The 12,889-nt window shown below is 68.2% G+C and carries 13 protein-coding genes; 4 read left to right on the top strand and 9 right to left on the bottom strand.

The genetic code is table 11. The features are described 5' to 3' along the window. Positions 1–6 precede the first annotated feature (6 nt). A complete protein-coding gene (gene ptsP, locus ACQ5SP_RS14665) occupies positions 7–2,253 on the top strand; it encodes a phosphoenolpyruvate--protein phosphotransferase (RefSeq protein WP_430939145.1) in 2,247 nt (748 codons plus the stop codon). Between the two features lie 54 nt (positions 2,254–2,307). On the opposite strand, the gene ACQ5SP_RS14660 is transcribed toward ptsP, so the two are convergent. Together ACQ5SP_RS14660 and ACQ5SP_RS14655 are read right to left on the bottom strand one after the other, a co-directional pair. Next, positions 2,308–2,769, bottom strand: coding sequence for a hypothetical protein (locus ACQ5SP_RS14660; protein WP_430939144.1), 462 nt, complete (start codon positions 2,767–2,769; stop codon positions 2,308–2,310). A gap of 125 nt (positions 2,770–2,894) precedes the next feature. Then, positions 2,895–3,398 (bottom strand): GNAT family N-acetyltransferase, encoded by a 504-nt coding sequence (locus ACQ5SP_RS14655; RefSeq protein WP_430939143.1) that lies wholly within the window; start codon positions 3,396–3,398, stop codon positions 2,895–2,897. Positions 3,399–3,472: 74 nt separating this feature from the next. On the opposite strand from ACQ5SP_RS14655, the gene ACQ5SP_RS14650 reads away from it, so the two are divergent. The 3 genes from ACQ5SP_RS14650 (at position 3,473) to ACQ5SP_RS14640 (ending at position 5,582) form a co-directional block, all read left to right on the top strand. Next, positions 3,473–4,078, top strand: coding sequence for a flavin reductase family protein (locus tag ACQ5SP_RS14650; protein ID WP_430939142.1), 606 nt, complete (start codon positions 3,473–3,475; stop codon positions 4,076–4,078). A gap of 64 nt (positions 4,079–4,142) precedes the next feature. Beyond that, positions 4,143–5,012, top strand: a complete 870-nt coding sequence (locus ACQ5SP_RS14645) for an S-methyl-5'-thioadenosine phosphorylase (RefSeq protein WP_430939141.1) — start codon at positions 4,143–4,145, stop codon at positions 5,010–5,012. Between the two features lie 30 nt (positions 5,013–5,042). Then, on the top strand, positions 5,043–5,582 hold the full coding sequence (locus ACQ5SP_RS14640; RefSeq protein WP_430939140.1) for an adenine phosphoribosyltransferase: 540 nt from the start codon (positions 5,043–5,045) through the stop codon (positions 5,580–5,582). A 134-nt stretch (positions 5,583–5,716) separates the two neighbouring features. Here ACQ5SP_RS14640 and ACQ5SP_RS14635 read toward each other — a convergent pair whose 3' ends face one another. The 7 genes from ACQ5SP_RS14635 to ACQ5SP_RS14605 form a co-directional block, all read right to left on the bottom strand. Further along, positions 5,717–7,138, bottom strand: a complete 1,422-nt coding sequence (locus ACQ5SP_RS14635) for an FAD-binding oxidoreductase (RefSeq protein WP_430939139.1) — start codon at positions 7,136–7,138, stop codon at positions 5,717–5,719. 55 nt (positions 7,139–7,193) lie between these two features. Then, complete coding sequence (locus ACQ5SP_RS14630) at positions 7,194–8,009, bottom strand: MBL fold metallo-hydrolase (RefSeq protein ID WP_430939138.1); 816 nt, start codon at positions 8,007–8,009, stop codon at positions 7,194–7,196. 63 nt (positions 8,010–8,072) lie between these two features. Beyond that, positions 8,073–8,657, bottom strand: a complete 585-nt coding sequence (locus tag ACQ5SP_RS14625; protein ID WP_430939137.1) for a GNAT family N-acetyltransferase — start codon at positions 8,655–8,657, stop codon at positions 8,073–8,075. Beyond that, positions 8,657–9,919, bottom strand: coding sequence for a M16 family metallopeptidase (locus ACQ5SP_RS14620; protein ID WP_430939136.1), 1,263 nt, complete (start codon positions 9,917–9,919; stop codon positions 8,657–8,659). The genes ACQ5SP_RS14625 and ACQ5SP_RS14620 overlap by 1 nt, the downstream gene beginning before the upstream one ends. Beyond that, complete coding sequence (gene thrC / locus ACQ5SP_RS14615; RefSeq protein WP_430939135.1) at positions 9,916–11,307, bottom strand: threonine synthase; 1,392 nt, start codon at positions 11,305–11,307, stop codon at positions 9,916–9,918. Before thrC ends, ACQ5SP_RS14620 begins: the two co-directional genes overlap by 4 nt. A gap of 20 nt (positions 11,308–11,327) precedes the next feature. After that, the gene (locus ACQ5SP_RS14610) at positions 11,328–12,008 is read right to left on the bottom strand and encodes an SURF1 family protein (RefSeq protein WP_430939134.1); all 681 of its coding nucleotides are present in this window, start codon (positions 12,006–12,008) and stop codon (positions 11,328–11,330) included. Positions 12,009–12,091: 83 nt separating this feature from the next. Next, entirely contained in the window at positions 12,092–12,883 is a 792-nt protein-coding gene (locus ACQ5SP_RS14605; protein WP_430939133.1) for a cytochrome c oxidase subunit 3, read from the bottom strand. Between the last annotated feature and the right edge of the window lie 6 nt (positions 12,884–12,889).

Here is a 12,889-nt window from a genome sequence, read left to right as displayed (position 1 = left end):
GGCGCAATGGCCGAAAAGACCGACTCCGACTCACGCAAGCTGCTCCGGCGCCTGCGCGACACGCTGGCCGAAGAAGGCGAAGGCCAGGAGCGGCTGGACAACATCACCCATTTGATCGCGGATTCGATGGGCACGGATGTCTGTTCCATCTATCTTCTCCGCGACGCCGATACGCTGGAACTCTGCGCGACCGAGGGGCTGAACCCGGAATCGGTCCACCAGACGCGGCTGCGGATCGGCGAGGGCCTCGTCGGGCGCGTCGCGCGGGAAGCCAGCCCGATGAACACCGGCGACGCCACCGCCGAGCGCGGCTTCCGCTACATGCCCGAAACGGGTGAGGAGAACTTCACCTCCTTCCTCGGCGTGCCGATCCAGCGGCTGGGGGAAACGCTCGGCGTGCTGGTCGTCCAGTCGCGCGACGGGCGCGAGCATTCCGAGGATGAGGTCTACGCGCTCGAGGTCGTGGCGATGGTGCTGGCCGAGATGGCCGAGCTCGGCGCCTTCGTCGGCGAGGGCGAGGCACTCGCCGCGCCGCACCAGCGCCAGATCCTCTTCCGGGGCGGGGTCGGACAGGAGGGCGCCGCCATCGGCCATGTGCTCCTCCATGAACCGCGGGTGGTGGTCACCAACCCGGTGGCCGACGACCCGGTGGTGGAGAACAAGCGCCTGCACGATGCCATGGACACGCTGCGCGGCCATGTGGACGACATGCTGTCGGTCGCGATGGGTACCGCCGGGGAAGAGCACATGAAGGTGCTCGAAGCCTACCGGATGTTCGCCAACTCCCGCGGCTGGGTCCGGCGCATGGAAGAGGACATCGAGCGCGGACTCTCGGCCGAAGCCGCGGTGGAAAAGGAACAATCCGCCGTCCGCGCCCGCATGGGCCGCGTTCCCGATCCCTATCTGCGCGAGCGCCTCCACGACCTCGACGATCTCTCGAACCGGCTCCTGCGCATCCTGACCGGCCAGGGCGGCACGGGCGAGGCCGGCTCTGTCGAGAACCCGATCCTGGTGGCCCGCAATATCGGCCCGGGCGAGCTGCTCGACTATGGCCGCGACCTGAAGGGCGTCGTGCTCGAGGAAGGCTCCGTCGGCAGCCATGCCGCCATCGTGGCCCGCGCCCTGGCGATCCCGCTTGTCATCCATGCCGAACGCATCACCGCCGAGGCGCTGAACGGCGACCAGATCATCGTCGACGGCGACCAGGGGCTGGTCCATCTGCGCCCCGAGGAAACGGTCGCCCACGCCTTCCGCGACAAGATGGCGATGCAGGCCAAGGCGCAGGAGCGCTACAGCTCCATCCGGTCAAAGCCCGCCCGGACCCGCGACGGCGTGACCATCGGCCTGCACATGAACGCCGGGCTGATGGCCGATCTGCCCAGCCTCGAGGGCTCCGGCGCCGAGGGGGTCGGCCTTTTCCGCACCGAGTTGCAGTTTCTCACCCGCTCCACCGTGCCGCGGCGCGGCGATCTCGCGGCGCTCTACGGCCGCGTGATGGATGCCGCCAAGGGCCGGAAGGTCGTGTTCCGGACGCTCGATATCGGGTCGGACAAGGTGCTGCCCTACATGAAGCGCGTCGACGAGCCCAACCCGGCGCTCGGCTGGCGCGCGATCCGGGTGGGGCTCGACAAGCCCGGTGTCATGCGGATGCAGCTGCAGGCGCTGATCCGGGGCGCGGCGGGACGGCCGCTCGCGGTCATGTTCCCCTTCGTCGCGCAGTTCGAGGAATTCAAGGAGGCGCGCGGCCTGCTGCTCGAGCAGATCGAACGCGAGCGCGCGCTCGGCCACGTTCTGCCGGAGGGCGTCGAGATCGGCGCGATGCTCGAAACCCCCAGCCTCGCCTTCGCGCCGCGGCAGTTCTTCGAGCTCGCCGATTTCATTTCCATCGGCGGCAACGATCTCAAGCAGTTCTTCTTTGCCGCCGACCGCGAGAACGAACTGGTCCGCCGGCGCTACGACACGCTGAACGTCAGCTTCCTGACCTTCCTCGAACAGATAGTCGCGCGCTGCGCCGAGACGGGCACGACGCTCAGTTTCTGCGGCGAGGACGCCGGGCGCCCGATCGAGGCGCTCTGTTTCGCCGCGATCGGGCTGCGGACGCTGTCGATGCGCCCCGCCTCGATCGGCCCGGTCAAGCATTTGCTGCGCCGCGTGGACCTGGCCGAGGCCCGCGCCGTGATCGACACGGCGCGCGCCTCGGGCGCGCAGTCGGTGCGACCGGCGGTCATGGACTGGCTGGCCCGCCAGACATGACGAGGGCCGCCCCGTCGGGACGGCCCCTTGATCGCTGCCGAGTATCTTCGGACCCTAGTTGAACATCGACTTGATCAGCGCGCGTTTCTCGGCCGCGCTGTCGGGGCCGTTCAGGATCGCATAGGCGCGATCGAGTTCCTGAACGTCCATGTTCTCGGCCGAGTAGTGGTCGGACAGCGCCAGGACCTCGAGGCCCCGCGCGACGTAGTCCTCCTGTTGTCTCACGGGCATCGCGTCGACGGTGATGTCGAACCCTTCGGTCTCGACATGCGCCGGGGTATCGACCAGCACGGCTTCGATCTTGGCCAGCTGCTCGCCCGGCATGCCGCCGCTCGAGATGACGGCGTAGAGTTCGTCGACCTGTTCCTCGGTCAGCGCAGCCTCGTTCACCTCGACGGCGTAGATCTCGAGACGGTCGAGCACCTGCGTGCGCATCATGTCGTCGGAAGACGCCATCGCGGTCGGGGCGCCGAACGCGCCTGCGATCAGTGCGGTGGTGGTCAGAATGCGTTTCATGGTCACTCTCTCCTTTCCCGCGGCCAGTCTTCATGGCCGCGTCACTTGTATCCCGGCAACGGGTGGCAGCCGCCGAAGTTCCAGAAGAAAGCCAATTATTCCGGTAGGTTATGGGCCTCTGCCGGTCACGTTTCCGTGTCCGCACGGCGCACCTTGCCATGCACGCCCGACATCGCGCCGGGCACCAGTTCCAGCGCCAGCACGCGGTCCGGGTTGGTCGGCGGCGGCATCTGCAGCCCATGCGCGGGCGCGAAGCCGAAACGCCGGTAATATGGCGCGTCGCCGACAAGGATCACGCGGCGCCAGCCGAGGGCCCGCGCCTTGCCAAGGCTCTCGCGGATCAGCAGCGCGCCGATGCCCTCGCCCTGGCGCGTCGGGTGGACCGCCACCGGGCCGAGCAGCAAGGCGGGTGCGCCGGCCGCGCCGACCAGAACCGGCCAGAAGCGGATCGCACCGGCGACCGCCCCGTATTCATCCCGCGCGACCAGGCAGAGCGGCGCGACCCTGTCCACGCCCTCGCGCAGCCGATAGGACGACAGCGCCTCGCGCCCCGGCGCGAAGCTCAGATCGAAGAGCGCCTCGACCTCCCACCAGTCCTCAGGGCCCTCTGGCTCCAGCCGGAACGCCACGCCTGCCTCCGTTTTCGACTGGAAAGGCCCCTAGCACCCGGCTAGGTCTTTGGCAAACCGGAAGAGGAGATCGCATGTTCTACCGCCCCGAGGACGGCCACGGGCTGCCCCACAATCCCTTCAACGCGATCATCACGCCACGGCCCATCGGCTGGATCTCTACCCGCGGCGCGGACGGGTCCGAGAACCTGGCGCCGTATTCCTTCTTCAACGGGGTGGCCTACACCCCGCCGCAGGTGATGTTCGCCACCACGGGCGCGAAGCCCGACCGCCCCCGCGGCAAGGACAGCCTGGCCAATATCGAGGAGACGGGCGTCTTCTGCGTCAACGTGGTCGAGGAGGCTGCGCGCGACGCGATGAACGCCACCTCCGGCCCCTACGAGAAGGATACCGACGAGTTCGACCTGGCCGGCATTCCGCGTGTCGCCTGCGACACCATCGCGTGTTCGCGCGTCGCCGATGCCCCGGCAAACCTCGAATGCAAGCTGACCCAGGTCGTCCGGCTGGAGGGGGCCGCGAACTTCGTCGTCTTCGGCGAGGTGACGGGCGTGCACCTGCGCGACGACTGCCTCGTGGAGGGGATTTTCGATGTCACCCGCTACCGTCCGCTGGCCCGGATGGGCTACAGGGACTACGCGGTGATCCGGGATGTCTTCAGCCTGAAGCGGCCCGGAGAGTGACCCGCCCTTCCGCCGGCGCGTCAGAGCGCCTAGGATCGGGAAAAACAGCGAGATGGAGCACGGCATGACCCGGATGATCGGCGTGATCGGCGGCAGTGGACTCTACGATGTCGCGGGGCTCGAGGAGCCAGCATGGACCAGGGTCGAGACACCCTGGGGCGATCCTTCGGACGACATCCTGACCGGGCGTCTCGACGGCGTGGCGATGGCCTTCCTGCCGCGCCACGGCCGCGGTCATGTCCATTCGCCCTCCTCGGTGCCCTACCGCGCCAATATCGATGCGCTGAAGCGGCTGGGCGTGACCGACCTGGTGTCGCTCTCGGCCTGCGGATCCTTCCGCGAGGATCTCGAACCGGGCGATTTCGTGGTCGTCGACCAGTTCATCGACCGCACCTTCGCCCGCGAGAAGAGCTTTTTCGGCGAAGGTTGCGTCGGCCATGTCTCGGTGGCGCACCCGGTCTGCGGGCGGCTTGCGGCCGCCTGCCTCGAGGCGGCCACGGCCGCGGGCATCCGCGTGCACATGGGCGGCACCTACCTGGCCATGGAGGGTCCGCAATTCTCGAGCCTGGCCGAAAGCCGGCTCTACCGCGAGGTCTGGGGCTGCGACGTGATCGGCATGACGAACATGCCCGAGGCCAAGCTCGCCCGCGAAGCAGAGCTCTGCTACGCCTCCGTCGCCATGATCACCGACTATGACAGCTGGCATCCCCATCACGGCGAAGTCGACATCAGCCAGATCGTGGCCACCCTGACCGGCAATGCCGAGAAGGGCCGCCAACTCGTCGGCCACCTGCCCCGGCTCCTCGGCGGGCGCGAGGCCGCCTGCCCCCATGGCTGCGAACACGCGCTCGACAACGCCATCCTGACCGCGCCCGAGAAACGCGACCCGGCGCTGGTCGCCAGGCTCGACGCGGTGGCGGGCCGGGTGCTCTGACCGGGCGAGAGACAAGGAAGGAAGACGCAGGTGAACAGGTCTAGCGACGTCAGGGACTACATCCGCACCATCGCCGATTTCCCGCATGAGGGGATCATGTTCCGGGATGTCACCACGCTCTTCGCCGATGCGCGGGGCTTCCGGATGGCGGTGGACCAGCTGCTCAGCCCTTTCGTGGGCGAGCGGATCGACAAGGTCGTGGGGCTCGAGGCACGCGGCTTCATCCTTGGCGGGGCGATCGCGCACCAGCTTTCGGTGGGCTTCGTGCCGGTGCGCAAAAAGGGCAAGCTGCCCGGCCCCACCATCGCCGAGGAGTATCAGCTCGAATACGGCGAGGCCGTGATGGAGGTGCATGACGATGCGCTCCAGCCCGGAGAGCGGGTGCTGCTGGTCGACGACCTCCTGGCCACGGGCGGCACCGCCGAGGCCGGGATCAAGCTGATCGAGCGGCTGGGCAGCGAGGTGGTCGGCTGCGCCTTCATCATCGATTTGCCGGCGCTCGGCGGACACAGGCGCCTGCTCGATCTCGGCATGAACGTGCACACGCTCTGCGCCTTCGAGGGCGACTGAGCGGAACCGGGTAACGTTTCGGTAAGCCTTGGGCTTTAGAACCGGGGGTGCTGGCCCGAACCCCAAAAGGCCGGCGCTGCTTGCACACCACACCAAGAGACGAAGCGCCCCGCCACCCGGCGGGGCGTTTCACTTCAGGCGCCGGCGCGCAGGACGGCGCCCGGGTTCATGATGCCGGCGGGGTCGAGAGCGGCCTTGATCGCGCGCATCGCGGCCAGCTTGGCCGGGTCGCCGTATTTCTCCAGGTCATCCACCTTCAGCCGCCCCACGCCATGCTCGGCCGAGACAGAGCCCCCCAGGGCATGGGCAAGATCGTGCACGGCTTGCTTGATCCGCGGGCGGTCGGCCTCGTGGTCGGCCCGCGTCTTCCCGGCTTGCGGGAAGACGTTGTAGTGCAGGTTCCCGTCCCCCACATGGCCGAAGCAGTTGATGCGGAAATCACCGATCTTCGCCAGGTCGCGTCCACCCCGGGCGATGAACTCGGGGATCGCGCCGAGCGGCACCGAAATGTCATGCGACGAGATCGAGCCGATCCGGCGATTGGCCTCGGGGATGGTTTCACGAACCGTCCAGAAGGCGTGGCGCTGCTGCTCGGACTGGGCGAGCAGCCCGTCGCGGATCAGCCCCGCCGTGCTCCCGGCCTCGACGAAGCCTTCCAGCGCTGTGTCGAGATCCATGCCGGCCGGCGCGCCGAGATCGATCAGCACCGACCATTCCGGGATCTCGTCGAAAGGCAGCCGGACCTCGGGCATGGTCTCGGCCAGGAAGTCGAAGCCCTGCCGGTGGATCAGTTCGAAGGCCGTGACCGCCGCGCCCAGCCGCGCCTCGGCCAGGTTCAGCAGCTCCAGCGCCGCCGCGGGGTCCGGCACGGCCAGGAAGGCCGCGGTTTCCGATACGGGACGCGGATAGAGCCGCAGGCTTGCCGCCGTGATGACGCCGAGCGTGCCCTCGGCCCCGATCAGCAGGTCGCGCAGATCATAGCCCATGTTGTTCTTCCGAAGCCGCGTCAGCCCGTGCCAGATCGTCCCGTCCGGCAGCACCGCCTCGAGCCCCAGGACCAGCGCGCGCGCATTGCCGAAGCGCAGCGTGTTCACGCCGCCGGCGTTCGTTGCCAGCAAGCCGCCGATTCGCGCCGACCCCTCGGAGGCGAGCGAGAGCGGGAACAGCCTGTCTACGCTGGCCGCCGCCTCCTGCACGGATTGCAGGATCGCGCCGGCCTCGGCCACCAGGACATTCTCTCCGGGCAGCACCTCGCGGATCGCGGTCATGCGCTCCAGCGACAGCACCACGGGTGCGGGACCATCCGAGAGGATCTGCCCCCCGACCAGCCCGGTGCCGCCCCCGTAGGGCACGACGCCGACCCCCGCCGCGCGGCAGTGGCGAATGACGGTCGCGACCTCCTCGGTGGATCCGGGCGCGACCAGCAAGGCGTCCCGCGCCGCGAAGCGGCCACGGGGCTCCTCGCGGTAACGGGCCTCGAATGCGCGCAAGGCAGCGGGCGGCAGCGCCGCGGCCAGCGCCTGCCGGAACGGGTCGGTCACGGGATCGAGTGGCATGTTCTGCTCCTTTGCCTGGCCGCGGATCATGCATGCCCGCGCGGCAGAGGCAAGGTCACTCCAGGTAGCGCGGGCGCAGCACGCGCACGGTCGGGCGGTCCGGCAGCGTCCGCAGGGACACCTCCGTGAAACTGTCCCCGGTCCGCTCGATCGCGAAATCCGCTTCCATGCGGGTCAGGAAGCGGTCCAGCGTATGGCCGCCGAACCAATGCATCGGGATTACCAGCGAAGAGCGCATCCGCGTCAGCATCCGCACCAGCGTCTCCTGCGGCAGGGTAAAGCCGCCATCCACCGGCGCCATCACCACGTCGAGCCGGCCGATGGCGGCATACTGATCTTCCGAGGGCTCGTGGTGCAGATGGCCGAGATGCCCGATGCAGAGCCCGCCCACCTCGAAAATGAAGATCGAGTTGCCGTCCTCGCGCCGGCCGTCCATGCCGCCGCGGATATCCGTGGGAACGTTGCGCACCAGCATGTCGGCCACCGTCAGGTAATGGTCGCGCGCCGCCCCGGCGACGTCCCAGCCCCGCAGCACATGCGGGATGCGCGGATCGGGGTTGGGCGTCCAGTGGGTCGAGTGGGCGATGTTCATCGTCACCACGTCCGGCACGAAATCCGCAGAGCCGAGAAAGCCGGTGTAATCCGTCGCCGCGGTCGCCCCTTCCGGCGTTTCAAGGACGAAGGTGGCGTGCGCGACGTAGTTCAGGCGCACCGCGAAATCCTCGAGCGGCGCCCCGAAGGATGCCTTGTGCAGGTACTGGATTCCCGGCGTGGCGTCGGCCAGCGCGATGCAGTGGCTCTGACGAAGCTGCGCTGCGGCGGGTTGGGCGACGAGAACCGCCAGACAGGCGGCGAGAAGATGACGGATCATGGTGCGACTCCCCCTGTTGAGAAGGAGTTTAGTGCAACCGGCGCCCGAGTCACCTGTCGGCGATCAGTGCAGCGGCGCCTTGCCCCGGCGGTCGCCGCGCAGGTTGGCGTACAGCACGTGGTTGCGCCAGCGTCCGTTGATCTGCAGGTAGCTTTGCGCAACACCCTCGTATTTGAACCCGGATTTCTCGAGCACGCCGCGCGAGGCCAGGTTTTCCGGCAGGCAGGCGGCCTCGATCCGGCTGAGATCGAGGACTGTGAAGGCATGGTGGACGACGGCCTCGATCGCCTCGCGCATATAGCCCTGGCGCGCGTAGCGTTCGCCGATCCAGTAGCCAAGCGTGCCGGACTGGGCCGGGCCGCGCCGGATATTGTCGAGCGTCAGCGCCCCCACGAGCCGCTGGTCGCTGCGGCGGATCAGGAAAAGCGGCAGCGCCGCGCCCTGGGCCGACGAGCGATGCGCCCAGAAGACCCGGTTGGCAAAGGCCTTGCGGGTGAAGTGATCGCCCGACCAGGTGGGTTCCCACGGCTTCAGGAAATCGGTGCTCTCGCGGCGCAGGGTCGCCCATTGGGCGTGGTCGCGATGCATCGGCAGCCGCAGCGTCATCCGCTCCGTCTCGACGGTAACCTTCGCCCGGCGCAGGAACATCAGGCCGCCAGACGCCCCGTCAGATCCGGCAGACGCGGCGCGCCCCCGACCGGGCCATAGAGCGCCATCGCCGCCTTGCCCGATCCGCAGACCCCGGCCGCGAAGTCCCGCACACCGGCGGGGGTGACCGCGTCGATCTTGGCGACGGTCTCTTCTATGGGCGGCACGCGGTCCCAGATCGAGGTCAGCTTGGCCAGCCGCTCGCAACGGGCGGCCGGGCTTTCGAGCCCCATCAGCAGGCCCGCCTTGAGCTGGGCGCGGGCGCGCTCGACCTCGATCTCGGTCATGTCGTCGGCGGCGCGCCTGAGCTCGTCCATGGACAGCTCCGCCAGGTCGTGGAGCGCCTCGCCGCTGGTTCCGGCATAGATGGTCATCATGCCGCTGTCGTCGTAGGCGCCCGCCTGCGAGAAGATCGTGTAACAGAGCCCGCGCCGCTCGCGCGCCTCCTGGAACAGCCGCGAGGACATGCCGCCGCCGAAGGCCGTTGCGAAGATCTGCGCGGTGTAGAAGGCCGGGTCGCGGTAGCCGGGCGTCTCGAAGGCGAGCGTCAGGTGTGCCTGTTCGAGATCCTTCTCGCGCCGCCACTCGCCGCCCTCGAACCGGGCCGGCGCCGCCGTGACGGGCGACTTGCGCGCGAGATGCCCGAAAAGCCGCTCGGCCGTGCGGGCGATCACGTCATGGTCCACCGCGCCCGCGGCCGAGAGGATCAGCCGATCCGGACCGTAATGCTCGGCCACGAAGCCGCCCAGGTCGGCACGCGAGAACCCGCGCACCCGCTCGGCGGGACCGAGGATCGAGCGGCCGAGCGGCTGCTCGGGATAGGCGACTTCCTGAAGCCAGTCGAAGATCACGTCGTCGGGCGTGTCGTTGACCTGGCCGATCTCCTGCAGGATCACGCCGCGCTCGACCTCTATCTCGCGCGGGTCGAAAACCGGGTTGAGCAGGATGTCCGAGATCAGCTCCATCGCGAGCGGCACGTCTTCCTCGAGCACCCGGGCGTAATAGGCCGTCATCTCGCGCGAGGTGTAGGCGTTGATGTAGCCGCCCACGTCCTCGATCTGCTCGGCGATGTCCAGCGCCGAGCGGCTGGCCGTGCCCTTGAACGCCATGTGCTCGAGGAAATGGGCGATGCCGTTTTCCTCGACCCGCTCGTGGCGGCCGCCCACGTCGACCCAGATGCCCAGGGCGGCCGATTTCAGTCCGGGCATGTCCTCGGTCACGACGCGGAAACCGTTGGAGAGCGTGTGGTGGCGTACGGTCAAGTCTGGATCCTCTCGCGGATGATCGCTTCGATGGAGTGTAAATCCTTGGTCACGCTTGTCACCCTTTCAGGGCGTTCGAACAGGTCGGCCATCCGGTCCGGCAAGGGCGGGCGGGTGCCGGTGGCCGCCTCGACGGCATCGGGAAACTTCGCCGGATGCGCCGTGGCCAGCGTGACCATCGGCGTGGCGCCGATGCCCTGTTCCTCGGCCACCTTCACGCCGACGGCGGTGTGCGGGCAGAGCGTCTCGCCCATACGGCTGGCCGCGCGGGTGATGGTGGCGCGGGTCTCGTCTTCGGAGGCGCGGCCGGAGCCGAAGATGTCGCGCAGCCGCCCGAGCGCGCCCTGGCTGACCGCGAAGCCGCCCGCGGCCTTCAGCTCGTCCATCAGCTGCGCCACGGCGCGTCCGTCGCGGTCATAGACGTCGAACAGCGCGCGCTCGAAGTTCGAACTCACCTGGATGTCCATCGACGGGCTGATCGTGGGGCTGACCCCCGCGGTCCGATATTCGCCCGTCTCCAGGCAGCGGTGCAGGATGTCGTTGCGGTTCGTCGCGACGATGAGCCGCTCGATCGGCAAGCCCATGCGGCGCGCGATATAGCCGGCGAAAACGTCGCCGAAATTGCCCGTGGGCACGGTGAAGCTGACCCCGCGCTGGGGCGCGCCTAGGCTGACGGCCGCAGTGAAATAATAGACCACCTGGGCCAGGACCCGCGCCCAGTTGATCGAGTTGACCGCGGCGAGCCGCACCTCGTCGCGGAAAGGGAAATCCGCGAACATGTCCTTCACCGCCGCCTGGCAGTCGTCGAAATCGCCCTTGACGGCAAGCGCGTGAACATTCGCCTCGACCGGCGTGGTCATCTGCCGGCGCTGCACGTCGGAAACGCGGCCCTCGGGAAAGAGGATGAAAACGTCCACCGCGTCCAGCCCGCGGAACGCCTCGATCGCGGCCGACCCCGTGTCGCCACTGGTCGCCCCCACGATGGTCACGCGCTCGCCCCGGCGGGTCAGCTCGGCCTCGAACAGCTGGCCGATGAGCTGCATGGCGAAATCCTTGAACGCCAGCGTCGGCCCGTGGAACAGCTCCAGCAGGAAGTGATTGGGTCCGAGCTGCACCATGGGCGCCCGCGCGTCATGGCCGAACCCGGCATAGGCGCGCGCGATGATGTCGCCGAATTCCGCGTCGGTGAAGGCGTCGCCGACGAAAGGCCGCATCACGCGGAACGCCGCCTCTTCGTAGCTGAGCCCGGCCAGCGCCGCGATGTCGTCGCGCGACAGGGCGGGGACATCCTCGGGCACGTAAAGCCCGCCGTCGCGGGCGAGCCCGGTCAGCATCGCCTCGTCGAAACTCAGGGCGGGGGCGCGGCCCCGGGTCGAGATGTAGCGCATTGGCGGCTCCGGCCTTTTGGTCAGACGGTTCTGCGCCTGATACGCCAAAGCAGATAGGCTGTCATCCCCAACCAGAGCACCATGAGCGAGAACCAGGTGACGGCGTATTGCAGGTGATCGTTGGGAATGCCGGACGTGTCGACCGGCCAGGGCGTGATGGCGGGATCGCCGCCCTCGGTCCGGCGCGCGACCACCAGCAGCGGCTCGGTGCCGAGATAATCCGCCATCGGTCCGACCTGCCGTGCGAACCAGATGTTGCGGTCGATATCCGGATCGGGCGTGAAGCTTTCGTCGTACTCGTCCGGCCAGTGCAGGTTCCCGGTCACCGCGACGTCACGGGCGCCAAGGTCGCGGCTCTTGTCGGTCTCGCGCAGGAAGCCGCGGTCCAGCATGACGCGCCGGCCATCCGCCGTCTCGAACACCGAGACGACGCGGTAGCCCGGTCCCATGCCCTTGCGGGTCGTCAGGAAATGCAGCCCGCCGGGCTGGATCTCGCCCGTAACGCGGACCGGCAGGTAGTTGTGCACGGCCTCTTGCGGCGACGCGGGCAGCGCGACCGGATCACCGCCCAGTTCCGCGCGCATCTCGGCCAGCACGCCTTCCTTCCATTGCAGCCGCTGGACCTGCCAGGTTCCGAGCGCGGCGAGGATCGCCGCACCGCCAAGCCCGAAGATGAGCGGCAGGATCATTCGTTTCAGCACGGACGGTCTATCTCCCGAAAAGAGAGAAGCGCGGCCCTCTCGGCCCGCGCTTCCTGTCGTTTGGTCGCTGGAAGGCCCGGACCTCAGCCGCCCCAGACGTAGATGGCGGCGAAGAGGAACAGCCAGACCACGTCGACGAAGTGCCAGTACCAGGCCGCCGCCTCGAAGCCGACATGCTTCTCCGGCGTGAAATGGCCGTTCAGCGCGCGGAACAGGCACACCGCCAGGAAGATGGTGCCGATGATCACGTGGGCGCCGTGGAAACCCGTCGCCATAAAGAAGTTGGCACCGTAGATGTTGCCGGCGAAGCCGAAGGCCGCGTGGCTGTATTCGTAGGCCTGGAAGAAGGTGAAGATGATCCCGAGCAGGATCGCGACGATCAGGCCGTTGACGAGATCCTTGCGGTTGTTCTCGTGCACCAGCGCGTGGTGCGCCCAGGTCGCGGCCGCCCCCGAACACAGCAGGATCAGCGTGTTGATCAGCGGCAGGTGCCAGGGATCGAAGGTCTCGATGCCGACCGGGGGCCACTGGCCGCCGGCGCCCTGCTCCATCGGGTAAAGCGCGTGCTTGAAGAAGGACCAGAACCATGCCGCGAAGAACATGACCTCGGACATGATGAAGAGGATGAAGCCGTAGCGCAGGCCGATCCGCACGACCGGCGTGTGATCGCCCGCGCGGCTCTCGGCGACGACCTCGGACCACCAGGCGAACATCACGTAGAGCACGACCGCCAGGCCGATCAGGAACATCCACGGCGCCGATCCCTTCATCAGCAGGACCGCGCCGAACAGCATGATGAACGCGCCGACCGCCCCAAGGAAGGGCCAGATGCTGGGGTTCAGGATATGGTAGTCGTGGTTCTTCTCGTGCGCCATTGGTCT

The organism is Rhodovulum sp. YNF3179 (assembly GCF_050586465.1).
Taxonomy (GTDB): Bacteria; Pseudomonadota; Alphaproteobacteria; order Rhodobacterales; family Rhodobacteraceae; genus CAJXYS01.
Note: the sequence above shows the minus strand (reverse complement) of the source record. Positions and strands in the feature narration are given on the sequence as shown.